22 protein-coding genes and 2 pseudogenes are annotated in these 21,279 nt (G+C 69.9%); 12 read left to right on the forward strand and 12 right to left on the reverse strand.

Annotated features, from left to right (window positions below; all coding sequences use genetic code 11):
• Window positions 1-94 precede the first annotated feature (94 nt).
• The 4 genes and pseudogenes from OG349_RS16370 (at window position 95) to OG349_RS16385 (ending at window position 2,054) form a co-directional block, all read left to right on the forward strand.
• Window positions 95-931 carry a helix-turn-helix domain-containing protein gene (locus OG349_RS16370; RefSeq protein WP_327235303.1) on the forward strand — a complete coding sequence of 279 codons (837 nt, stop codon included), beginning with the start codon at window positions 95-97 and terminating at the stop codon, window positions 929-931.
• Window positions 928-1,164, forward strand: coding sequence for a DUF397 domain-containing protein (locus OG349_RS16375; protein ID WP_327235304.1), 237 nt, complete (start codon window positions 928-930; stop codon window positions 1,162-1,164). The genes OG349_RS16370 and OG349_RS16375 overlap by 4 nt, the downstream gene beginning before the upstream one ends.
• Before the next feature lie 157 nt (window positions 1,165-1,321).
• Window positions 1,322-1,612 (forward strand): annotated as a pseudogene (locus OG349_RS16380) (alpha/beta hydrolase); the annotation flags it as partial.
• 178 nt (window positions 1,613-1,790) lie between these two features.
• Window positions 1,791-2,054 carry an alpha/beta hydrolase gene (locus OG349_RS16385; RefSeq protein ID WP_327238838.1) on the forward strand — a complete coding sequence of 88 codons (264 nt, stop codon included), beginning with the start codon at window positions 1,791-1,793 and terminating at the stop codon, window positions 2,052-2,054.
• 31 nt (window positions 2,055-2,085) lie between these two features.
• Here the strand turns inward: OG349_RS16385 and OG349_RS16390 are convergent, their stop codons facing one another.
• Together OG349_RS16390 and OG349_RS16395 are read right to left on the reverse strand one after the other, a co-directional pair.
• Window positions 2,086-2,829, reverse strand: coding sequence for a dienelactone hydrolase family protein (locus OG349_RS16390; protein WP_327235305.1), 744 nt, complete (start codon window positions 2,827-2,829; stop codon window positions 2,086-2,088).
• Between the two features lie 85 nt (window positions 2,830-2,914).
• Window positions 2,915-3,573: pseudogene (locus tag OG349_RS16395) on the reverse strand (helix-turn-helix domain-containing protein).
• Between the two features lie 188 nt (window positions 3,574-3,761).
• Here OG349_RS16395 and OG349_RS16400 point away from each other — a divergent pair.
• Complete coding sequence (locus OG349_RS16400; RefSeq protein ID WP_327235306.1) at window positions 3,762-4,523, forward strand: SDR family oxidoreductase; 762 nt, start codon at window positions 3,762-3,764, stop codon at window positions 4,521-4,523.
• A 99-nt stretch (window positions 4,524-4,622) separates the two neighbouring features.
• On the opposite strand, the gene OG349_RS16405 is transcribed toward OG349_RS16400, so the two are convergent.
• Entirely contained in the window at window positions 4,623-5,906 is a 1,284-nt protein-coding gene (locus tag OG349_RS16405; protein WP_327235307.1) for an adenylosuccinate synthase, read from the reverse strand.
• 263 nt (window positions 5,907-6,169) lie between these two features.
• Here OG349_RS16405 and OG349_RS16410 point away from each other — a divergent pair, with 263 nt between their 5' ends.
• The 3 genes from OG349_RS16410 to OG349_RS16420 all read left to right on the forward strand — a co-directional run bounded on the left by OG349_RS16410 (window position 6,170) and on the right by OG349_RS16420 (window position 8,334).
• Entirely contained in the window at window positions 6,170-7,141 is a 972-nt protein-coding gene (locus OG349_RS16410; RefSeq protein WP_327235308.1) for a diacylglycerol kinase, read from the forward strand.
• A gap of 54 nt (window positions 7,142-7,195) precedes the next feature.
• Window positions 7,196-7,801 (forward strand): hypothetical protein, encoded by a 606-nt coding sequence (locus tag OG349_RS16415; protein WP_327235309.1) that lies wholly within the window; start codon window positions 7,196-7,198, stop codon window positions 7,799-7,801.
• 251 nt (window positions 7,802-8,052) lie between these two features.
• Window positions 8,053-8,334 carry a hypothetical protein gene (locus tag OG349_RS16420; protein WP_327235310.1) on the forward strand — a complete coding sequence of 94 codons (282 nt, stop codon included), beginning with the start codon at window positions 8,053-8,055 and terminating at the stop codon, window positions 8,332-8,334.
• A gap of 144 nt (window positions 8,335-8,478) precedes the next feature.
• Here the strand turns inward: OG349_RS16420 and OG349_RS16425 are convergent, their stop codons facing one another.
• Together OG349_RS16425 and OG349_RS16430 are read right to left on the reverse strand one after the other, a co-directional pair.
• Entirely contained in the window at window positions 8,479-9,138 is a 660-nt protein-coding gene (locus tag OG349_RS16425; protein ID WP_327235311.1) for a response regulator transcription factor, read from the reverse strand.
• On the reverse strand, window positions 9,135-10,382 hold the full coding sequence (locus tag OG349_RS16430; RefSeq protein WP_327238600.1) for a sensor histidine kinase: 1,248 nt from the start codon (window positions 10,380-10,382) through the stop codon (window positions 9,135-9,137). Before OG349_RS16430 ends, OG349_RS16425 begins: the two co-directional genes overlap by 4 nt.
• 395 nt (window positions 10,383-10,777) lie before the next feature.
• On the opposite strand from OG349_RS16430, the gene OG349_RS16435 reads away from it, so the two are divergent.
• From OG349_RS16435 to OG349_RS16450, 4 genes are read left to right on the forward strand one after another with little or no spacing between them, the layout of a single operon-like run.
• Window positions 10,778-11,182 carry a hypothetical protein gene (locus tag OG349_RS16435; RefSeq protein WP_327235313.1) on the forward strand — a complete coding sequence of 135 codons (405 nt, stop codon included), beginning with the start codon at window positions 10,778-10,780 and terminating at the stop codon, window positions 11,180-11,182.
• Window positions 11,183-11,241: 59 nt separating this feature from the next.
• Complete coding sequence (locus OG349_RS16440; protein ID WP_327235315.1) at window positions 11,242-12,531, forward strand: magnesium transporter; 1,290 nt, start codon at window positions 11,242-11,244, stop codon at window positions 12,529-12,531.
• Window positions 12,528-13,115 carry a hypothetical protein gene (locus OG349_RS16445; RefSeq protein ID WP_327235316.1) on the forward strand — a complete coding sequence of 196 codons (588 nt, stop codon included), beginning with the start codon at window positions 12,528-12,530 and terminating at the stop codon, window positions 13,113-13,115. The genes OG349_RS16440 and OG349_RS16445 overlap by 4 nt, the downstream gene beginning before the upstream one ends.
• Entirely contained in the window at window positions 13,112-13,861 is a 750-nt protein-coding gene (locus OG349_RS16450) for an ATP-binding cassette domain-containing protein (RefSeq protein ID WP_327235317.1), read from the forward strand. Before OG349_RS16445 ends, OG349_RS16450 begins: the two co-directional genes overlap by 4 nt.
• Window positions 13,862-13,921: 60 nt before the next feature.
• Here OG349_RS16450 and OG349_RS16455 read toward each other — a convergent pair whose 3' ends face one another.
• The 7 genes from OG349_RS16455 to OG349_RS16485 all read right to left on the reverse strand — a co-directional run bounded on the left by OG349_RS16455 (window position 13,922) and on the right by OG349_RS16485 (window position 21,243).
• Entirely contained in the window at window positions 13,922-14,827 is a 906-nt protein-coding gene (locus tag OG349_RS16455) for an alpha/beta hydrolase (protein ID WP_327235318.1), read from the reverse strand.
• 102 nt (window positions 14,828-14,929) lie between these two features.
• The gene (kynU, locus tag OG349_RS16460; protein WP_327235319.1) at window positions 14,930-16,171 is read right to left on the reverse strand and encodes a kynureninase; all 1,242 of its coding nucleotides are present in this window, start codon (window positions 16,169-16,171) and stop codon (window positions 14,930-14,932) included.
• The gene (locus OG349_RS16465; RefSeq protein ID WP_327235320.1) at window positions 16,164-17,057 is read right to left on the reverse strand and encodes a tryptophan 2,3-dioxygenase; all 894 of its coding nucleotides are present in this window, start codon (window positions 17,055-17,057) and stop codon (window positions 16,164-16,166) included. Before OG349_RS16465 ends, kynU begins: the two co-directional genes overlap by 8 nt.
• Before the next feature lie 160 nt (window positions 17,058-17,217).
• Window positions 17,218-17,880, reverse strand: a complete 663-nt coding sequence (locus OG349_RS16470; RefSeq protein ID WP_327235321.1) for a DUF3152 domain-containing protein — start codon at window positions 17,878-17,880, stop codon at window positions 17,218-17,220.
• 153 nt (window positions 17,881-18,033) lie between these two features.
• Window positions 18,034-18,447, reverse strand: a complete 414-nt coding sequence (locus OG349_RS16475) for a DUF3151 domain-containing protein (RefSeq protein ID WP_327235322.1) — start codon at window positions 18,445-18,447, stop codon at window positions 18,034-18,036.
• A gap of 87 nt (window positions 18,448-18,534) precedes the next feature.
• Window positions 18,535-20,043 carry an MFS transporter gene (locus OG349_RS16480; protein ID WP_327235323.1) on the reverse strand — a complete coding sequence of 503 codons (1,509 nt, stop codon included), beginning with the start codon at window positions 20,041-20,043 and terminating at the stop codon, window positions 18,535-18,537.
• Between the two features lie 24 nt (window positions 20,044-20,067).
• Window positions 20,068-21,243 (reverse strand): MalY/PatB family protein, encoded by a 1,176-nt coding sequence (locus tag OG349_RS16485; protein WP_327235324.1) that lies wholly within the window; start codon window positions 21,241-21,243, stop codon window positions 20,068-20,070.
• Window positions 21,244-21,279 lie beyond the last annotated feature (36 nt).

Genomic DNA, 21,279 nt, shown 5'->3' on the forward strand with positions numbered 1-21,279 from the left:
GTCGCGTACGGCCCTGACCTGGTTGAACGCGGGATGAAAACGGCAGGTTCCGGTTGAGACCGGTTGAGTCCGGTTGAGTCGAGAGGGGATCGCAATGGCGCGAGCGGAGAACAAAGAAACGGTCAGCGCGGCGATGCGTAATATTGCGGGCATCGCACGGCTCTTGCGTAAACAAAAGGGTTGGTCGCAGGAGGAGTTGGGACAGCGGATCGGGTTCACGGGCTCGGCAGTCAGCGCGATGGAGACGTGTGCGCAGCCCGCGAGCGACCATATGTTGGTGGGGCTGGAGCGGGAGCTGGGCGCGGGAAGCGGGATCTTCGAGCGGGCGCGGGAGGATGTCCGGAACGACAAGTATCCGAAGCAGTTCAAAGATTTCGCCCTGCTGGAACAAAGGGCCGTGGTCCTCTCGATGTACGAGACGCTCGTCGTCAGCGGTCTCTTCCAGACGGCGGACTACGCTCGTGCCTTGATCAGCGGCGGCTATCCACCTCTGCCAGAGGCACGAGTCAGCGAGTTGGTGGAGGCCAGGATGGCCCGTAAGGCACTCTTCGACCGGGAGCCAACTGCGCTGATCGAGCTCGTCCTCGATGAAGGGGTGCTACTGCGCTCCTTCGGTAGCCAGGCAGTCATGCGGGAGCAGCTGGTACACCTCACCGAACTCGCCCAGTGTCGTAACGTCACGTTTCAGGTGATGCCGCTCGACCGGGGGCAGCGCGGCGAGCATGCTGGTGAGCGAGGGTCGATGACTCTGTTGGAAACTTCGGACCATGACCACTTGGTCTACCTTGAAGTGCACGAGGAGAGCGTGCTGATCAGCGATCCTGCAAAGGTGAGCATGCGCGCTCAGCGGTATGCCAAGATCCGAGCACAGGCCCTTGGCCCGGACGAATCGCTGGGCCTCATCGAGCGGTTGGTGGGAGAGAAGCAATGAGTGAGCCCCTGCGGTGGTTCAAGTCCAGCTACAGCGACGGTAGCGGCGGGCAGTGCATCGAAGTCGCCTTCGACTGGCGCAAGTCCACCTACAGCGACAGCGAAGACGCCCAGTGCGTCGAGGTCGCCACCACCCCCCACTCCATCCACCTCCGCGACTCCAAGAACCCCGACGGCCCCACCTTCGCCGTCGCCCCCACCTCCTGGACGACGTTCCTCAGCTGGACGGTCTGACGCCGGCACGCGCCGAAGCTCCCGAGCAGCTGGAACGCGCTTCGGGAGTCCGGGGCTCGGCGCCCGCACCCAGGAGCCACGGGACATGAGGACCAGCGTCACCTTCCCCAGCGGCGGGCTCGGCTTCGCCGGAATTCTCTTCACCCCCGACGACCACATGGGCGGCCGGTTGCCGGCCGTTGTCATCTCCCATCCGGGAGGCGGTGTGAAGGAGCAGAGTCCGAGTATCTACGCGGAGCGGCTGGCGGGTGCGGGGTTCGCCGCGCTCGTCTTCGACGCCGCCTACCAGGGCGAAAGCGAGGGCGAGCCGCGAGGGCTGGAGAGCCCCTTCCAGCGGGCCGAGGACATCAAGTCCGCCGTGACCTACCTGACCGTCCGTGACGACATCGACCCGGACCGTATCGGGGCGCTGGGTATCTGCGCGTCCGGCGGTTACGTTCCCTACGCCGCGCAGACCGACCACCGGGTCAAGAGTGTCGCCACGGTCAGCGCCGTGGATCTGGGCTCGGTGATCCGTGAGGGACTGGGCCGCACGCAGGACCCGGCGATCCTCAAGGCCAGTTCCGGGAGACGTACGAGTTCTACCGCACCCCGCGCGGCTACCAACCCGTGCGGTCCAGGGATGGGTGCTGCGAGGCGTCGACCTGCTCGCCCAGTACGACTCGTACGCGATGATCCGGCTCATCTCGCCCCGCCCCCTGCTGGTGATCGCCGGTTCGGAGGCGGAGAGCGCCTACTTCAGCCGGGAGGCGGTCGAGAAGACGGCGGAGCCCAAGGAACTGTTCGTCGTCGACGGCGCCACTCACGTCGACCTGTACGACAAGGATGAATACGTCACCCCCGCCGTCGCCAAGCTCACCGAGTTCTTCGGCAAGCATCTGGCCGGCTGACGCCTGCCGTGCGTATCAGGAGCCGATCGGATCAATCCGTGACGGGCAGGCACTCGGCGAGCAGAGCGACGATGTCACGCCAGGCTCGCTGTGCGTGCCGTGGGTGGTAGCCGACGCCGGGACGCACGGTGTGGCCGACCGATGGATGGTGGAAGGCGTGAAGGGCTCCCCCGTACACCACGAGGCGCCAGTCGACGCCCGCGGCCTCCATCTCCGCGGTGAACGCGTCCCGTTGGGCGGGCGGCATGATCGGGTCCTCCGACCCGACCCCGGCCCATACCGGGCAGCGAATGCGTGCCGCCTCGCCCGGTCGGCCCGTGATGAGTGCGTTGACTGTCCCGATCGCGCGCAGATCGACACCCTCGCGACCGAGTTCCAGTGCGACCGCACCCCCGGTGCCGTAGCCGATGGCGGCGGTCCGGTCGGGGTCGGCCCGTGGTTCGGCACGCAACACGTCGAGCGCGGCGTGACCGATTCCTCGCATCCGGTCGGGGTCGGCGAGCAGCGGCAGGCAGCGGGCCAACATTTCTTCCGGGTCGTCCAAATAGCGTCCACCGTGGAGGTCGAAAGCCAGCGCCACGTACCCCAGTTCGGCCAGCGCCTCGGCCCGGCGGCGCTCGACATCGCTGAGCCCCACCCCCTCGGGTCCGATCAGGACCGCGGGTCGGCGCCCCGCACCGGCCGGGAGCGCGAGGTGTCCGATCATCGTCAGGTTGTCGGCCGGGTATGCGACCGTACGGGTGGTGACCGTCGTACGCGTGGTGACCGTCGTCATGCGACTGAACGGTAATGACCGTCGCGCCCGCTCGGGGTGGTGTTCACCGACGGCAGACAGCCGTCTGTCCCGGTGCCGTATCGGGTCAGGCCGGGGTGAGTGCGGCGAGAAGGCGCAGTTTCTCGTCGCTGTCGCTGTCCTGGTCGGGGTAGTACACGACGAGGAGGACGTCGCCAATGGGGAGTTTGTCGCGGTGGAGCCGCAGTTCGCCGACGACGGGGTGGTGGACCGTGGTGGTGCCGCCGTCGAGGTCGCGGATGTCGTGCCGGGCCCACAGGGTGCGGAACCGCTGGCTGGACAGGGCGAGCTCTCCGACGAGTTCGACGAACCGGGGGTTGTCGGTGTCGTCCCCGATGGTGGTGCGAAGAGCGGCGACGAAGTCGGCGGCGGCTTTGGCCCAATCCTGTTGAAAGGCCTGTTCCTCGGGATCGAGGAACAAGGAACGGAGCCGGTTCTGGCCGGGCCGCAGGCGCGGGGAGAGCGCGACGGCCATGGCGTTCGAGGCCAGGACGTCGAACGCGCGATTGATTCCAGGACCTGGGGTGAGGGGTTCTTGTCGCGGCCGCGTTCCAGCCGCAGATAGTAGTCGGGGCTGATTCCGGCGAGCAGGGCGACTTCCTCACGGCGCAGACCGGGCACACGGCGGTTGCCGCCGGGCGGGATTCCCGCCTGCGCCGGGGAGACCAGCTCACGCCGGGCGCGGAGGTAGCCGCCGAGCCGGTTGCCGGGGTCCTCGTCGTTCATACCCACACCGTAACGCGGTGTGGGTGACGCGGAGGGGGCCCTGGCAGGACCATGGAAGACGGGGGCCATTCCACACCGGGCGGATTCCGTCAAGACTGTAGAGGAAGGGTTCTGCGAAGGACACAGGACACCAACGACCGCGCCGCAGCCTGAACGCCTTCGGCGCCCTGGACCGAAGGGAAGATCTCATGGATCTCTCCAAGCGCACCGTTCTCATCGTCGGCGGGACCTCGGGTATCGGGCGGGAGCTGGCCCGCCGGTTCGCCGCGGCGGGCAGCACCGTGGTCGTCGGCGGCCGCAACCGGAAGACACTCGCGGAACTCGCCGGAGAGAATTTCGGCACCGTCGGCGTCGACATCACCGACAGTGCCTCCGTCGCGTCGGCCCGTGACGCCGTACTCGCCGAGTACCCCGAGCTGGACACGGTGGTGACCATGCCGGGCATCATGCTCCTGGAGGACCTGCGCGACCCCGCGCACTTCGAGGCGGCGCGGACGACGATCGACACCAATCTGACCGGCACCATCCGGGTGATCGACGCCTTCACCCCGCACCTGATCCGGCGGGGCGCCGGCACCTTCGTCACCGTCACCTCCGGTATCGCCTTCCTGCCCTTCCCGCCCATGCCCACCTACGCCGCCTCGAAGGCCGCGGTGCACGCCTACTCCGAGGCACTGCGCGCGCAGCTCGACGGCACCGGCGTCGGCGTCGTGGAACTCGTCCCACCGGCCGTCGCCGTCGCGGGCCAGGAGAAGGTGAACCCGCACGCGCTGCCGCTCGACGGCTTCGCCACCGAGGTCATGCAGCTGCTCTCGGAGGAGCCCACCCCGCACGAAATCCTCGTCAAGCAGGTGCTCATGCACCGCTGGGCCGAGCGCGACGGTACGTACGACGAGCTGGTCGCCCAGCGCGCCCAGGCCCTGGCCATGCTCCCCGGCCGCCAGGGCTGACACCCTGCCCTTCCTCGCACGGACGACCGCGGCGCCCCCTGGCCGCCAAGGGCCGCGGGAGCGCCGCGTCGTGCATGTACAACCGTCAGGCAGCCGTTCCTACAGGAACGAGTTGATCTGGATCGTCTCCGTACGGCCCGGGCCCACGCCGATCGCCGAGATCGGCGCCCCGGACATCTCCTCCAGGGCCTTCACGTACGCCTGCGCGTTCTTCGGGAGGTCGGCGAAGGTCTTCGCCTTCGTGATGTCCTCCGACCAGCCGGGCAGCAGCTCGTAGATGGGCTTCGCGTGGTGGAAGTCCGTCTGGCTGTACGGCAGTTCCTCGACGCGCTTGCCGTCGATCTCGTACGCCACGCACACCGGGATCTGCTCCCAGCCGGTCAGGACGTCGAGCTTCGTCAGGAAGAAGTCGGTGAGGCCGTTGACGCGGGTCGCGTACCGCGCGATCACCGCGTCGAACCACCCGCACCGCCGGTCGCGGCCCGTCGTGACGCCCCGCTCGCCGCCGATGCGGCGCAGCGCGTCGCCGTCCTCGTCGAACAGCTCCGTAGGGAACGGTCCGGCGCCCACGCGCGTCGTATAGGCCTTGAGGATGCCGATGACCCGGCTGATCTTCGTCGGTCCCACACCCGCGCCGGTGCAGGCGCCGCCGGCGGTCGGGTTGGAGGACGTGACGAAGGGATACGTACCGTGGTCGACGTCCAGGAGCGTGCCCTGGCCGCCTTCGAAGAGGACGACCTTGCCGTCGTCGATGGCGTTGTTGAGGACCAGGGTGGTGTCGGAGACGTACGGCTTCAACTGGTCCGCGTAGGTCAGCAGTTCCTCTACGATCTTGGCGGAGTCGATCGCACGGCGGTTGTAGAGCTTGGCGAGGATCTGGTTCTTGAAGTCGAGCGCGGCGTCGACCTTCTGGATGAGGATCGACTCGTCGTACAGGTCCTGGATGCGGATACCGACGCGGTTGATCTTGTCGGCGTACGTCGGTCCGATGCCACGGCCCGTCGTGCCGATCTTCCGCGAACCGAGGAACCGTTCCGTCACCTTGTCCATGGTGGTGTGGTACGAGGTGATCAGATGAGCGTTTCCACTGATGAGCAGCTTGGACGTGTCGACACCGCGGTCGTTCAGCCCGCTCAGCTCGGAGAGCAGGACGGCCGGGTCGACTACCACTCCGTTGCCGATCACCGGGATACAGCTGGGCGAGAGGATTCCGGAAGGGAGAAGATGCAGTGCGTATTTCTGGTCGCCGACGACGACCGTGTGGCCGGCGTTGTTGCCGCCCTGATAGCGCACGACATAGTCCACGGACCCACCGAGCAGGTCGGTGGCCTTTCCCTTGCCTTCGTCACCCCACTGAGCACCGAGCAGCACAAGTGCGGGCACAGGCGTACACCCCTTCCGGGCGGGGCATGTCCAAGGTCGGGGGGCGCACATACGGCGTTCGTACGTCACGTGTGCGCCGTACGACCCGTACGGCATCGCACGACATCGCACGAAACCGCTGGACGTAGATCACAGACGCGGATCGCACGACGTCGTACGACGCGGCCCGAGCCGTCGAACCGGTTGCCCCGGAATAGACGAAGCCCCTGGCGCAATAGCGCAAGGGGCTCTTGCACAAAGATGCTACCCGAGGAAGGACCGAGGTGTCGGCTCCAGGGCCCGCCGAGAACGGCGCGCAGCAGCTTCTGGTGGTCATCGACCCGGTCGCCCGCCGGACCGACGGCGAATCCGTACGGATCGCGAAAGACGTGTTGAGCGCGGGTGCGGCGGTGAAGATATGCCTTCCCGACGGGCCGGAGGAGTTCGCGCGGGCGCTGGCCAGGCGGGGCGGCAGGCGGCCGGTGGTGATCGGCGACGACCGGGCGCTGTTGCGTACGGTCGCGCTGCTCCACCGCGAGCGGGAGCTGTCCTCCGGGGCGCTCTCGCTGGTGCCGGTGGGGGCGTCGGTCGAGCTGGCGCGGGCGCTGGGGGTGCCGACGGGCGCGGTGGCGGCGGCGCGGGCGGTGCTGGACGGGGTGGTGCGGCGGCTGGATCTGCTGGTGGACGACAGTGACGGGGTGGTGCTGGGGGATCTGCACATTCCGGGGCTGGCGGGGGCGAGGCGGGAGAACGGGAAGGGGAAGGGCCCCGGTTCCGGTGCTGGTGCTGGTGCTGGTCAGGGGAACGGCTCCGGGAACGGCCCCGGAGACGGTCGACGCGACGGTGACGGGAGCGGCGCGGGCGGGGCGCACGGCGCGGCGTCCATGTGGCACACGTGCCGCTCGCTGGTCCGCACGCTGGTACGGCCGCCGCCGGGCGCGTTCCTCGCGCACACGTACCGGCTGCGGGTGGAGGCGGACGGCGTACTGCTGAGCGATCTGGACGAGCCGGTGGAGGGGATCATGGTCCGCTCGCGGGGCGGGCGGGCGGAGGTGGTGATCCGTACGCGCGCGTCGGCGGAGCCGCTGCGGGCGAGCGCGCTGTCCGTGACGGTCTCGGGGGCGAATTTCCGCTACCGGGCCGACACCCGGGTCACGGGCCCGGTCCGGACGCGGACGTGGACGCTCCGGGCGGGGGCGTGGGGGCTGACCTTGCCGACGACGTATTCCGTTCCGGGGGCTTCTGGGACGGGGTGAGCACCGATAGCCTCGGGTGCCACGAAGCCGGTACCACGCCTGGGGGCCGACCGAATGCACGATGCGACACGCGACTCGACGCCCGACTCGGCACCCGATTCGACGCCGGTCGGGGAGGTGGCCCTCGACGTCACAGAGACGGCGGAGGCGCTGGCCCGCTACCGCTCGCGGGCGGGTATGTGGCTCCGCGTCGGGCTGACGACGGCGGCCGGCGGCGTGGTCGTCGAGCTGGCGAACACCGCCCGGCGCCTGGAGTGGGCGGACCTGGTGGCGGAGGGCATGGGCGGCCTGGCGCTGGCGCCGCTGCTGATCGGGCTGAGCGCGCTGCGCCTGGCCCGCCTGATGCGCCTGCGGCTGGCCGCACACCCCTGGACGGCCCTCCCGGCGGAAACGGCACCGCACGGCCCGCACGCGGCGGCGGTGGTCCTGCGCGACCCGGCGGGCGGCGACCCGATCCCCCTGACCCTGGTGGGCCTCCAAGGCCGCCACCACGCGGCGGACCCCCGCCCGACGGGCGAACTGTGGTGGTGCGGCGACCCCCGGACGGGCGGCGTACTGGCCCGCCCGGGAGGCGCCGAACTGATCTGGGCCCGCACTCCGGGCCGCCTGACCCGGGACCGAATCCTGGGAGCGGCGGGGAGGGCGGAGGACCGGGGGTAGGCGGGGCCCTGGTCGGGACAAGACGGGCCGGCGCTCAGTCGGCTGAGGCGTCGTCGGAACAGTCTCCCGGCCCGCGCGCGGGGCGTCGTCGGCTCCACCGTCGCTACGAACGCAAGGCGGCCGAGGAACTCCCGGCCTTCGCCCGCACGAAACCCCGGACATGGGGTCCGGTAGCCGGTATCCGGTAGGGACGCGTGCTAGAGATAGGGGCGAATGGTCTCGATTAATCCTCAAGCAGGAGGTATGTGACGATGCGTTCAGCTCTTCTCCGTGTGACGGCCACGCTGGGTGCCGCGGCGGCCCTGGCCCTCTGCGGTGCCGGGGTGGCCGGTGCGCACGACATGTGGCCGGCCGGTGTGGGCAACTCGGGTGTCTTCAGCACCGGTGTGGGTAACTCGGGCGCCTTCAACGCCGGCGTCGGCAACTCCGGTGTCGCCAACTGGGGCGTGGGCAACGCGGGCCTCGGCAACACGGGCATCGGCAGTTCCGGCATCGGCAACTCCGGGATCGGCAGCTCCGGCATCGGCAACTGAGCGATCGGCGGCGGGGTCGTCGGCGGCATGGGCGTGGCGGCCAGGGCGTCGGCGGCCAGGGCGGCCTCAGCGCCGTACGGGACCGGTTTGTCCACAGGGTGTGGATGAACCGGGCCGCGTACGGATCCCCGTCCGGGAGGGCCGCTAGCCCGGGGTCACCAGGCGCGCCTCGTACGCGAACACCGCCGCCTGCGTGCGGTCGCGCAGGCCCAGTTTCACCAGGATGCGGCTCACGTGCGTCTTGATCGTGGACTCCGCCACCACCAGGTGCTCGGCGATCTCCGCGTTCGACAGGCCCTGGGCGATCAGGACCAGTACCTCCGTCTCCCGCTCCGTGAGGTCGCCGACGCGGGCCAGGGCCGGGGGTCTCGGGGTCTCCGACAGCTTCGAGAACTCCGTGATCAGGCGGCGCGTCACCGTCGGGGCGAGGAGGGCCTCGCCCGAGGCCACCACCCGTACCCCGTCGGCCAGTTGGCGCGCGGAGGCGTCCTTCAGCAGGAAGCCCGACGCGCCCGCCCGCAGCGCCTGGTACACGTACTCGTCCAGGTCGAACGTCGTCAGCACCAGCACCTTCGCGGCCGCGTCCGCCGCGACGATCTCGCGGGTCGCCTCGATCCCGTTCAGCTCCGGCATCCGGATGTCCATCAGGACGACGTCCGGGTCCAGGGCGGCGACCTGCGTGACGGCCTCGCGCCCGTTCACCGCCTCGCCGACCACCTCGATGTCCGGCATCGCGTTGAGCAGCACCGAGAAACCCTCGCGGACCATCACCTGGTCGTCGACGATCAGCACCCTGATGGTCACGCCGCGTCCCCGTCCTTCACGGCGGCCACCGGGATGAACGCCGCGACCTCGTAGCCGCCGTCCTCCTGGAGATCCGCGGTCATCTCACCGTTCAGCATCGTCACACGCTCCCGCATCCCCGTGATGCCGTGACCCGCCCCCGGCGACGGCTTCACCAGCCCGCGCGGCGGTGTGTTCACGATCCGCAGCCCGAGCCCGCCGAGCACGTAACTGATCTCGACGCGCGCCGTGGACCCCGGCGCGTGCCGGAGCGCGTTGCTCAGCGCCTCCTGGACGATCCGGTACGCCGACAGCTCGACGCCCTGCGGCAGCTCCCGTACCGCGCCGGTCACCGCCTTCTCCACGGTCAGCCCGGCGTCCCGCACATTGCCCAGCAGCCCGTCGAGGTCGGCGAGCGTGGGCTGCGGGGCGTCGGGCGCCTGGTAGTCCTCCGCCCGTACGACCCCGAGGACGCGGCGCAGCTCGGTCAGCGCGGCGACCGCGTTCTCGCGGATCGTCGCGAACGCCTTCTCCAGCTCGGGGGGCGGATTCTCCACCCGGTACGGCGCGGCCTCCGCCTGGATCGCCACGACCGACATGTGGTGGGCGACGACGTCGTGCAGCTCACGGGCGATGGTGGTGCGCTCCTCCAGCAGCGTGCGCCGGTCGCGCTCGACGGCGGTGACGCTCTGCTGGATCGCGACCTCCTGTTCCGCCTCGCGGCGGACGTGGAGGACGGTCACGGTGAGGAGGACCAGCGCGGAGAGGAAGAGCATGGGGGCGGAGGTGGAGCCGCCGCCGTACCCGCCGACGAAGACCGTGGCGAACATGGCGTACAGCGCCGTGCCCACCCACAGCCAGCCGGCGGTGCGCGGCCTGGTCCGGAGCGCGACCACCGTGATCACGAAGAGGTACCCGGCGAAGGCGCCGGGAGTCCACGGCCAGCCGTCGTAGTGCGCGCCGATCACGCTCGTGACGGCGGAGACCGCCAGGGAGAGCCACCAGGCACCGATCGGCCTGACCAGCGTCATCAGCAGCGGAATGGCGGGGAGCCCGCCGAAGAGCGAGCCTTCCTCGACCACGCCGATGAGGCAGATCATCACCGCGGCCAGCACGACGACGGCGTGCGGCAGCCAGGCGGCGTACTCACGTATCCGGCCGGGCAGCCGACGGGTGATCGGGCCGTCCGTCCGCCGGGGCTTGAGCGGACGGTAGGCGAAGGCGTCGTGGAAGAGGTCCTCGCGCAGGCCGCCGATCGCGTCCATGGCGAGGCGGAACTCGGGGCTCCGGGTCTTCCCGGTCTCTGTCTCGGTCACCCTGCCAAGGTAGGCGGAGCCCGCCCCCGGGTCGTCACCACGGAAGCGGATCCTGACGGGTCCGTCGCAGGTACTACGGGGGGACGTGGAGAGGGACGGCGGGCGGGGGCGTGCCGGCCGGAACACCATGTCATCAGAGGTTGCCGCGGAGCTGCCGTCCGCTCTGCCACGCACCCAACTGCTCGTCCACAGAGGTCGGCTGACGGGATGACGATCAGTCGTGACTATTGGTCAGCGAGGTCGGCGAGGCGGGTGCTACAGTCGCGCAACTGTTCGGTTTTCACTTCGAGGGGGGGCCTCGTTAACCGAATGGACAGGAGGTCTTTGCGTTGCACGGAAAACGCTTGCGCAACGTCGGCGTCGTGATGGCAACCGCCGCGATCGTCACGCTCGCCACCAGCCCGACGGCCTGGGCTTCGTGGGAGACGAATGCGAGCACAGTGTGGAGCGACGGCAACATGTCGCGAGAATGGTCCGACGAAGAATATAATGAAATCAAGTTCAAGGACTGCGGCACCGTAACGACCAAAGAGATCGAAGTCGAGCGCTGGCAATTGGTCACATGGGGTCTCGACACCCTGCGTGACGATTTCACGTTCACCAATTGTTTCAACGGCACGGATGCCGTCAGCGCCGACACGCAGTCCAACCTCCCTGCCGCCACATATTACTTCCAGACGGACACTACGTGCGCAAGCTGCGTAGTGTCCGTTAGGAAAATCGTCGTGGACACGACTCAGGCCGACTGATCCCGCCGGGCTGCCGCGCATCCCGCGCGGCGGCCCGCCTTGTATTTTCTTGAGGCTCCATGCGATTTTCCACCACTCTGCGCACGCACGCCGCCGTTCTGGCATTTCCGGTGACCGGTTTCTTTTTTGCCTACGTCTTCTTTACGATCAAGGGAAGAATCGGCCATTTCGCCTCGCTCCCCTGGCCGGCCGAGGTAGCGTCCTACGCCATACACGCTCCGGTTCCGCTGGCCGCCGCCGCCGCGGCAGGACTGGCCGCCGTCGAGGCGACGCGACTACGGACCCTGGGTGTCTGGGAGATGGGTCCGGCGCGTTCCGCTCTTCGCGTCGCCGTCCAACCGGTCCTCGTCGTCGTGCTCACCATGGCGGGCCTGATCGCCGGCGTCACGGTGGGCGCGTTGTCGATCGCCGGCGTGCTTCCCGACGCATATGTCTTGCAGCTCTTCGGCATGGTTGTCGTCCTCCTCACCGCGCACGCGGTCATAGGTTTCGTCGTCGGGCGGCGTCTCCACGCGTCGTACTCCGCACCGCTTGTTTCCATAGCCGTGTTCATCGGAGTCAGCTTCCCGCTGGGAACGAGTGCGTGGTGGACGCACCACGTGACGGGGGCTGTCGGCCAAGTCGGTTTCGGTGAGGCGTACTCCGCCCCCATGACCATCGCCGCCGTTCTGCCGACGGTCTGCCTGGCGCTCGCCCTCGTCCTGGCCATCGGTCCTCGGCACATCCGTATCGGTGCTGTCGCGGTCTCCGTCTTGGTCGCCGGCAGCGGCCTGCTCGGCGCCTACGGCATCACCCGGGAGTGGACTTCGTTCGCTCCCGCCGCCAAGGGGCTGGCCCCGGTCACCTGTCAGGGGCGTGCTCCAGAAGTCTGCATGCCCACCGCCGGTGCCGGAGATCTCGAAGAAATTCAAACCGATCTTTCCAGCATGACAAGAAAACTGCGGACCAAAGGGATCATCGAAGAGGTCCCCTCTCGCATCACCGACATATCCGTGTCCGATCCCCGCCGATTGGAGGCGATCGGCACGGAGTGGTCACTCGACCTCGCGGCCGGCAGCCCGGCCGGAATCCCCTGGGAAGATGTGGCGATCGTCGTCGTGGGAATGCCGTGCAAAAACCCGAACTGGAACACCTTGCACTACAACACTCTCTGGACCGCTCGGACCATGGGGGTGGCGGGTGATTACCTCGGCTGGCTCTCCCGTGAATCCTCGTCGTTCCGGAAGGGGAAGGGCGAAGAGGAACTCCTCACGGAAATGGACAGGGTGGACGGCCTCACGTTGGGCGAACAGAAGACCTGGTACATCGGGCAGCGCCGACTCTCCTGCAAGGCCGGCCAGTCGGGATGATCTGGTGGCTGCGCCAACGAGGCGCCTTCGACCTGCTGCCCTTTTCACTGTTCGCCTTCGTGCTGAGCATTTCCCTCACATCGAATCTCATCCTCGTCCTCCCGGCCTATCTTGGCAATTACTCCGTCCCGACCGAATTGAGTAACTTCTTCTGCCTCGTGCCTTCCGTCGCCCTGGTCTCATGCCTCGAAAGACGCCTGCCCGGTATGGAGCGATCCGCTGTACGTCGGCTCGATGCGAGGGACATCGCCCTGGTGACAGGCTTCGCCCTCCTGGCCAGCGCGGTGGCGACGGCGATGACTCCGCTGGACTCCGAGGCGATGTGGACGGCGGCCCGCAACAATCTGCTCTTCTGCGGCCTCGCCCTCGGGAGCTGGCCTCTCCTCGGACACCGGGCTTCCCTCCTGCCCGCGTTCTGGATGATCCTCGCCATGTTCACCGGGGGCAGACATGTCAACGACCCCTATCCCTGGGTGATCGTCACGGAGAAGGCCGATGTCGCCCACGCCGCGACCGGCGCCGCCCTCGTCTTTCTGACAGGACTCGTTCTCCTCACCTGCCTCGTGCCAAGGACCGCCCGATGACTCTCCTGCTCGAACGTGTCACCTTCACCTACCGGCGCAGGCGCCGCCCCGTTCTCTCCCGTTTCACCTACGAGGTACCGGACCACGGTCTGACGATCTTGCTCGGCCCCAATGGAGCGGGAAAGTCCACGACGCTGGCCCTTCTCGCGGGTATCGTCGCGCCGACCGTGGGCCGAGTGCTGTTCAGCGACACGAACCTCACCTCCGCCAGCCGTGAATACCGCCGTCACGTGGCCTGGCTACCGCAGCGGGTGCCTACTTCTCCTCAGCTGACCGCGCGCGAGTACGTGGCCTACATCGCCTGGCTGAAGGGCGAGAGCCGCTCCCACGCGTGGGACCGGGCCGGCGTCGCCCTTGAGCGGGTCGGTCTCGCCGAACAGTCCGGACAGAAGACGGCCGGCCTCTCCGGGGGACAACTCCGGCGTGTCGGTATCGCTTGTGCCCTCGCCCACGACGCCCGCGTCATTCTTCTGGACGAACCGACAGCGGGTCTCGACCCTCATCAGCGTTCCGTGTTCCGTGACGTCCTGGGGAAAATCGCGCGGAGTACCCCGGTCCTGATGTCAACCCATGACGTGATCGACCTGGCCGACGCGGCCACCACTGTCACCCTCATGGAGTCCGGCCGGGTACTCCACCATGGCGATACACAGAGCTTCCTCGACCATGCCCGTTCGGATGCCGCCCCGGGGCGGCGGGCGGAGTCCGCGTACTCCGCCCTCATGCGTCTCGACAGTTCGCGATGAGTGCCCTGATCGATGATTGCCCCTGATCACGGGGCAGCCAACCGCTCCGGCAGCGACGCCTCACCACGCCAGTTGTGCGATCTCCTCCGCCACCACCGCGCACGCGTCCGCCGCCGGGTCGATCAGGGGGAAGTGGCCCACGTCCGGGAGCAGGGTCAGGCCCACCGTTTCGCCTGCCTTGGCCGCCGCGTCCACGTACGCCTCCGCCACCTCGTACGGCACCGTCAGGTCGGTGCGGCCCTGGACCACCGCCGTGGCGATGCCCGTGGGCAGCAGGGACGCCGGGTCGGCGCTCGGGCGGCGGTCCTCGAAGTGGGGCTCTCCGCCCAGGAGCTGGACGATGGCGCCGCCGCACACGTCCAGTTCCACCGCCCGCGCGAGGTCCGCGATCGGGGCGAGCGCCACGACGCCGCGCAGCGGTGGCGGGTGCGGCAGGCGCCAGGGTGAGCCCTCCGGGAGCACATGGCGGGCCGACGCCCACAGCGCCAGGTGGCCGCCCGCCGAGTGGCCTGTCACCACGATCCGGCGCGCGTCGGCCTGCGGTACGGCGGACGTGACCAGGGCGGGCAGCGCGTCCATCGCGGCGGCCACGTCGTCGAACGTCTCCGGCCAGCGGCCCGCCGTCGGACGGTCGGTCTCCGGCTGCGGGGTGTCAATGCCCTGGTGCGGGATGCCGGGACCGCGCCGGTACTCCACGTTCGCCACGGCGAAGCCCCGGCGCGCCAGGAAGTCCGCGAACGGCGTGAGGTGCGCCCGGTCGTACCGCGCGCGCCAGGCGCCGCCGTGGAGCACCACGACGAGCGGGACCCGTTCCTGGTTGCCCCGGGGCGCGTAGAAGTCGATCACCTGATCGGGGTGATCGCCGTACGCGACCGTCGCGTCGGGCGGGACGACCGGGTGGGAGAAGGCCGACTCGGTCTCTGCTGCGTCACGAACCACGGGATCGTGCGCGCCGGGGTCCGGCATGGTGCTCCAACCTCTAGGTACAGGCTGCGAATTGACCTGATCAGCCGGGACGGTACCAGTCGGAGCCGGAGTCGATCACATCCCCGGGCGGCGGCCCGTACGTCATCCGCCGGCCGGTACCTCCGCCAGTACCTCGCCCAGCACCCGCGCCGCCCGTTCCGCGTCCGCGAAACCCACGTACAGCGGCGTGAAGCCGAACCGCAGCACGTCCGGCCTGCGGAGGTCGCCCACCACCCCGCGCGCGATGAGCGTGTCCATCACCGCCGGGGCCTCGGCGCAGCGCAGGGCGACCTGGCTGCCGCGTTCCGCGTGCGCCGAAGGGGTCAGCGAGCTGACCCGGCCCGGCGGGGCGTACGCCTCCACGCACTCCAGGAAGAAGTCCGTGAGCGCCAGGCTCTTCGCCCGTACGGTCTCGATCCCCACCCCGTCCCAGACGTCGAGCGCCGCCTCCAGCGCCAGCATCGAGAGGATGTCGGGCGTACCGACCCGGCCCCGCGTCGCGCCGTCCGCCGCCTCGAAGTCCGACGCCATCGCGAACGGATCGGCGTGCGAGGTCCAGCCCGGCAGCGGCGAGTCGAAAGCGGCCTGGTGGCGCCGGGCCACGTACAGGAAGGCGGGCGAACCCGGCCCGCCGTTCAGATACTTGTACGTGCACCCCACCGCGAGGTCCACCCCGTGCGCGTCCAGGCCCACCGGCAGCGCGCCCGCGCTGTGGCACAGGTCCCAGACGGCGAGCGCGCCCGCCTCGTGCACGGCCGCCGTGATCCCCGGGAGGTCGTGCAGCCGGCCCGTACGGAAATCGACCTGGTTCATCAGCACGACGGCCGTGCGCGGGCCGACGGACCCCAGCAGCTCCGCCGGATCGACGGGGACGAGCGGCTTGCCCGTCATCCGGGCGGCGGAGTGCGCGATGTACCCGTCGCTGGGGAACGTCGTGGCGTCGACCAGGATCTCGTCCCTCGCCGGGTCCGTGGGGTCGAGCAGCCGGACGGCGGCCACCAGGGCCTTGAAGACGTTCACGCTGGTCGAGTCGCCGACGACGATCTGCCCCGGTCCGGCGCCGACGAGCGGGGCGATCCGGTCGCCGATCCGCTCCGGCGCCGTCCACCAGTCACCCTCGGTCCAGGACCGGATCCGCAGCTCGCCCCACTGGCGGCCGATGACGTCGCGCATACGGTCGGGTACGTGGCGGGGCAGCGCGCCGAGCGAGTTCCCGTCCAGGTAGACGGAGTGGTCGTCGAGCGCGAAGAGATCGCGGCGGCCGGCCAGTTCGTCGGCCGCGTCGAGAGCGGCGGCTTTTGCAGCAAGGGAAGCGGGCGCGGCGATACGGGTCGTGTCAGACATGGCTGCGGGCCGTCCAGAGCTCGGGGAACACGTTCTTGGTCGCGCGCTTCTCCAGCCACGCCACACCGGCGGAACCGCCCGTACCGGTCTTGGAGCCCATCGCGCGCCGCGTGGCGACCAGGTGGTCGTTGCGCCAGCGCCACACCAGCTCACCGACGTCCGTCAGCGCCTCGCCCAGCCTGATCAGCTCGGTGTGCTGGTCCGCGTCGGCGTAGATCCCGGCCCAGACCTGCTCGACCTCGGGCGACGGCTCGTACTTCCGCGAGAGGTCGCGCTCGACCACCGCGCCGGGCACGGGCAGCCCGCGCCGGGCGAGCAGCCGCAGCGTCTCGTCGTACAGGCTCGGCTCGTGCAGGGCCTTCTCCAGCTCGGCGTGGACGCGCGGGGCGCCCCGGTGCGGTACGAGCATCGACGCGGACTTGTCGCCGAGCAGGAACTCCATCCGCCGGTACATCGCGGACTGGAAACCGGAACCCTCGCCGAGGGCGCTGCGGTACGAGTTGAACTGCGCCGGGGTCAGCTGTCCGAGCGGCTTCCACGAGGCGTTGAGCGCCTCCAGCTCACGTACGGACCGCTTGAGCGCGTCGACGGCCACCTGGATCCGGTCCTCGCGCAGGGCGCGGGACGCGGTCTCCCACTCGTGGACGATGACCGTGAACCACAGCTCCATGACCTGCGTGGTGACGAGGAAGACCATCTCGCCGGGGTCGTCGGAGAGGGGGTGCTGGAGGTGGGTGAGGACGTCCGCCTGGACGTAGTCCTCGTACGGGGTGGTGCCTGCGAAGTCGAGATGCGGGGTGTCCGAATGCGGGGTGTCCGCATGCGAAGTTTCCGAATGCGGCGTGTCCGAACCCGCGGATCCGGAGGCATCGGGGGCGTGCGACATTGCTGTCTCCTCGATATTGCTACCGGGTAGCGGTCCGCCCCTTCCGTTCGTCTCGGAGCTCCGGTCCCCTGTCCGCATCATAATCCGGCTCCCGGCGCACGGCTCCGCCAGGCCACAGGTGCCCCATCGGCCCTGGTCGGCGCCCACCGCCGAGGACGGCTCAGGCCAAGGGCCCCGAGAGGTACGTCCCCTTCTTGTCGTACGGCCAGGCGTTCGCCCGGCAGCCGTCCAGGCCCTTGATCTGCTGCATCATCACCGGCGCTGGCCGGCCGGGGCCCGGACAGGCCAGATGCCGGCGGATGCCGATCTCGTGGCCGATCTCGTGGTTGATGATCAGATGCCGGTAGTCGGACGACGGCCCGTCGAAGGTGGGCGAGCCCTCCGTCCAGCGCCGCAGATTGACCACCACGCCCTCGGAGGTCTCACAGTTCAGCTCGCCGTGCGTGTCGAGCCCCTCGGCCCGGCAGAGCCGGTCGGCGGTGGCCGGGGTGGCGATCCTGATGACGAAGTCGGCGTTCTCGGAGACCAGCTGGAAGGCGCCGCGCCCGTGTGCGGCCCAGCTGCGCGGGTCGGCCAGGATGTGCTGGATCTCGGTGGCCGCCCGGTCGGCCGACAGGCCCGTACCGGTCTCGACCTGTACGAGGTAGCGGCGCGGGGTGCCGGAACCGACCGGGCTGCCGTGCCCCCGCGCGGTGGTGAACGTGGCGGGCTCAGGGCCGCGCTGCCAGGACCCCAGCGAGGCTCCGGCGCCGATCAGGACCGCCAGGCAGAGCCCGAACAGCAGCGCGCGACCGCGCGGCCCACGGCGTTCACCTCTCACCACCGCCCTCACCTCAGCCCCTCCGGCACCGGAAATCAACGAAGACCCACCCCCGGAGAGACGGGGCGGGCCTTCGCAAGGTTGCTCGTTCAATGATTATCGAACCGCGATCCGCTCTCAGCGGACGTACGAGCTGCGCGGACGTACGGGCCAGGCTCAGCCCAGCGTGTCCGCCGCCAGCGGCGAGGAGTCGCGCAGGAACGTCGAGCAGCGCTCGTACTCCTCCTGCTCACCGATCGCCTGCGCCGCCCGGCCGAGCGCGTGCAGGGCGCGCAGGAAGCCACGGTTCGGCTCGTGCTCCCACGGCACCGGACCGTGCCCCTTCCATCCGCTGCGGCGCAGCGAGTCGAGCCCGCGGTGGTACCCGGTCCTGGCGTACGCGTACGACTCGATCACCCGGCCGCCCTCGAACGCGTCGTCGGCGAGCCGGGCCCAGGCCAGCGAGGAGGTCGGGTACTTCGCGGCGACATCGGCGGGCGAGGTCCCGTTGGCGAGCAGCTCGCGCGGCTCGGGATCGTCGGGCAGTTCGGTGGGGGGCGGCCCCCCGAGAAGATCTTTGTGAATGGCCATGCCTACAGTCTGCCTTGCCCCGCCGGGCGCCCGCCCCGATCGGCCTGCCTTGCCCCGCCGGGCGCCCGCCCCGATCGGCGGCCCTCTTCAGGAGCCACCTCCCGGGCCGCCGTCCGCCGCCGGACGGTCCACCCCCCGCACCTGCTCCCGTACCGGCTCCAGCGGCGGCGACGACAACCCGCAGTGAATCCTGCACTCGGGCTGCTCGTGGCCACGGGACGTCTCCGCGCCCGCCGCCACCTTCGGGGTCCGTACGGTCAGGAACGCGATCACCGAGCCCACCACCAGAATCCCCGCGCACAGCGGCATCGACGTACGGAACGTGTGGTTGAACTCGGTCGCCGACCGGAACGCCTCCGGGCTCGTCCCCGCGATCAGCGGCAGCGCCGCCACCGCGAGCAGACCCGCCGCGCGGGCCGCCGCGTTGTTGATCCCGCTCGCCAGTCCCGCGCGCCCCACCTCCACCGACGCCAGCACGGTCGCCGTCAGCGGCGCGACGATCGTCACCATCCCCAGGCCCAGCACCAACAGCGCCGGCAGGATGTCCGCGAGGTACGAGGCACCCGGGCCGACCCGCAGCATCAGCAGCAGCCCGCCCGCGCACAGCAGCGGCCCCACCGTCAGCGGGATACGCGGCCCGATCCTCCCCGCCAGCTCCCCCGACCGCGCCGAGAACAGCAGCATCAGCGCCGTCGTCGGCAGCAGGGCCGCGCCCGCGCCCAGCGCCGAGTACCCCACCACCACCTGGAGCTGGAGCGAGGCCAGGAAGAAGAACCCGCCGAACGCCGCGTACACGCAGAGCGTCACCAGGTTCACCGAGGTGAACAGCCGGGACCTGAAGATCGACAGCGGCAGCATCGGATCGGCCCTGCGGTGTTCGTACAGGACGAAGCCGACCGCGACCAGGACGCCGCCGATCCCCGACCACGGCTCCTTGGCGATCAGCGCGTACGTCACCAGCGCCAGCGCCCCCGCGCCCAGCACCGCGCCCGTCACGTCGAACCGGCCGTGGTGCGCCGGGTCCTTGGACTCCGGCGCGTGCCGCAGCGCCACCGGCACGCAGATCGCGGCCAGCGGCAGGTTGATCAGGAACACCCAGCGCCAGCCGGGCCCGTCCACGAGATAGCCGCCGAGGAACGGCCCGACCGCCGCGCCCACCCCGCCGAGCCCCGACCACACGCCCACGGCCCGCGCCCGGTCGTCCGGGTGGAAGCTCCCCTGGATGATCGCCAGGGAGCCCGGTACGAGCAGCGCCCCGCCGATGCCCTGCAACGCCCGCGCGAGGATCAGCAGATCGGCGTCGGGCGCGATCCCGCAGAGCAGCGAGCCGATGCCGAACCACACCACCCCGACCACAAAGATCCTCCGCCGCCCGTACCGGTCGCCGAGCGAACCGCCGAGCAGGATCAGCGCGGCGAGGGTGAGCGTGTACGCGTTGACGGTCCACTGGAGGGCCGAGAGATTCGCGTGGAGATCGTCCCCGATGTGCGGAAGTGCCACGTTGACCACGGTCCCGTCCAGCAGGGCCATGCTGGAACCGAGCACCGTCGTGAGAATGATCCAGCGGCCCTTGGCCGAGGACAGCCTGATCTCCATACCCGGATCATCCCTGCCGGGAGGTCAGGAGGCGAGCCTCCCGAGCGCACGGATCAGCGCGTCGGCGCCCCGTTCCGCCTTCGCGCGCGGACAGCCCACGTTGAGCCGTACGAATCCGTCGCCGCGGGCGCCGTACGTCGAGCCCCGCATGATCGCGACCTTCTCGCGCTCCACCAGCTCCCGCTGGAGCGCGTCGTCGTCGATCCCGAGGGGGCGCAGGTCGATCCAGGCGAGGTAGCCGGCCTCGGGGGGCCGCCAGCCGAGCTGCGGGAAGGCGGTGTTCAGCCGGTCGGCGAGCAGGAGGAGGTTCTGTTCGACGTACGTGTTGAGGGCGTCGAGCCAGGGGGCGCCTTCGCGGTACGCGGCGATGTGGGCGGTCAGCGCCAGCACGGCGGGCGATTCCAGCCCTTCGCCGGTCGCCATCCGGCGGATGAAGGCGGCATGGTCGGCGGGGTCGCCGACGAGGCCGTACGAACCGCTCAGCGCGGGGAAGTTGAAGGCCTTGGAGCCGGAGGTGATCAGCGCCCAGCGCCCGGTGCCGAAGCGGGTCCAGGGCAGGTGGCGAGCGCCTGGCCTGTGCAGGAAGTCCGCGTGGATCTCGTCGCTGATCACCGCGACCCCGTACACCTCCGCCAGCCGCGCGAACTCCGTCAGCTCGCCCTCCGTCCACACCCGCCCGGTCGGGTTGTGCGGCGAGCAGAGCAGCAGCACCTTGCTGCCGGGCCGGGCGAGCTGCCGCTCCAGCGCGGCCGTGTCGCCGACCGGGGCCCCGCGCAGCTCGCGCCCCAGGCCCGATATCGCCTTGAGGAAACCGTCGTACGTCGGCGTGTGAACCACCACCCCGTCCCCGGGCCCGGTCCACATCCGCAGCAGCTGCGAGAGCTGGTTGAGCACGGACGGCGCGTACACCAGCCGGTCCGTGTCGATCGCGGTGTCGTACCGGCTCGCGAACCAGTGCCGTACCGCCGACAGGAAGTCGTCGTTGCGCCAGTCCGTGTAACCGAGCACGCCGTGCGCGATACGGCGGTGCAGCGCGTCCAGCACCACCGGCGGCGACGCGAAGTCCATGTCGGAGATGGTGAAGGGCAGCATCCCGTGGGCCGCCGCCGCGCCGAAGCGGTCGGCGACGCCGTCCCACTGCACGGACCAGGTGCCGGTACGGTCGATGGCGGTGTCGAAATCGAAGTCCACGTGACCCATGGTGAGGTCCCTCCGGGCATGACGCGGGCCCGGCAT

Origin of the sequence: Streptomyces sp. NBC_01317, assembly GCF_035961655.1 — a bacterium.
Classification (GTDB): Bacteria; Actinomycetota; Actinomycetes; order Streptomycetales; family Streptomycetaceae; genus Streptomyces.

What these genes read in the sequence shown, in the direction of transcription:
- OG349_RS16375 (WP_327235304.1), top strand. Translation starts at nt 928, where the DNA reads ATGAGTGAGCCCCTGCGGTGGTTCAAGTCCAGCTACAGCGACGGTAGC.
- OG349_RS16430 (WP_327238600.1), bottom strand. Translation starts at nt 10,382, where the DNA reads ATGGACGCGATCGGCGGCCTGCGCGAGGACCTCTTCCACGACGCCTTC.
- OG349_RS16390 (WP_327235305.1), bottom strand. Translation starts at nt 2,829, where the DNA reads ATGACGACGGTCACCACGCGTACGACGGTCACCACCCGTACGGTCGCA.
- OG349_RS16400 (WP_327235306.1), top strand. Translation starts at nt 3,762, where the DNA reads ATGGATCTCTCCAAGCGCACCGTTCTCATCGTCGGCGGGACCTCGGGT.
- OG349_RS16450 (WP_327235317.1), top strand. Translation starts at nt 13,112, where the DNA reads ATGACTCTCCTGCTCGAACGTGTCACCTTCACCTACCGGCGCAGGCGC.
- OG349_RS16370 (WP_327235303.1), top strand. Translation starts at nt 95, where the DNA reads ATGGCGCGAGCGGAGAACAAAGAAACGGTCAGCGCGGCGATGCGTAAT.
- OG349_RS16475 (WP_327235322.1), bottom strand. Translation starts at nt 18,447, where the DNA reads ATGGCCATTCACAAAGATCTTCTCGGGGGGCCGCCCCCCACCGAACTG.
- kynU (WP_327235319.1), bottom strand. Translation starts at nt 16,171, where the DNA reads ATGTCTGACACGACCCGTATCGCCGCGCCCGCTTCCCTTGCTGCAAAA.
- OG349_RS16455 (WP_327235318.1), bottom strand. Translation starts at nt 14,827, where the DNA reads ATGCCGGACCCCGGCGCGCACGATCCCGTGGTTCGTGACGCAGCAGAG.
- OG349_RS16485 (WP_327235324.1), bottom strand. Translation starts at nt 21,243, where the DNA reads ATGGGTCACGTGGACTTCGATTTCGACACCGCCATCGACCGTACCGGC.
- OG349_RS16415 (WP_327235309.1), top strand. Translation starts at nt 7,196, where the DNA reads ATGCACGATGCGACACGCGACTCGACGCCCGACTCGGCACCCGATTCG.
- OG349_RS16445 (WP_327235316.1), top strand. Translation starts at nt 12,528, where the DNA reads ATGATCTGGTGGCTGCGCCAACGAGGCGCCTTCGACCTGCTGCCCTTT.
- OG349_RS16440 (WP_327235315.1), top strand. Translation starts at nt 11,242, where the DNA reads ATGCGATTTTCCACCACTCTGCGCACGCACGCCGCCGTTCTGGCATTT.
- OG349_RS16420 (WP_327235310.1), top strand. Translation starts at nt 8,053, where the DNA reads ATGCGTTCAGCTCTTCTCCGTGTGACGGCCACGCTGGGTGCCGCGGCG.
- OG349_RS16480 (WP_327235323.1), bottom strand. Translation starts at nt 20,043, where the DNA reads ATGGAGATCAGGCTGTCCTCGGCCAAGGGCCGCTGGATCATTCTCACG.
- OG349_RS16465 (WP_327235320.1), bottom strand. Translation starts at nt 17,057, where the DNA reads ATGTCGCACGCCCCCGATGCCTCCGGATCCGCGGGTTCGGACACGCCG.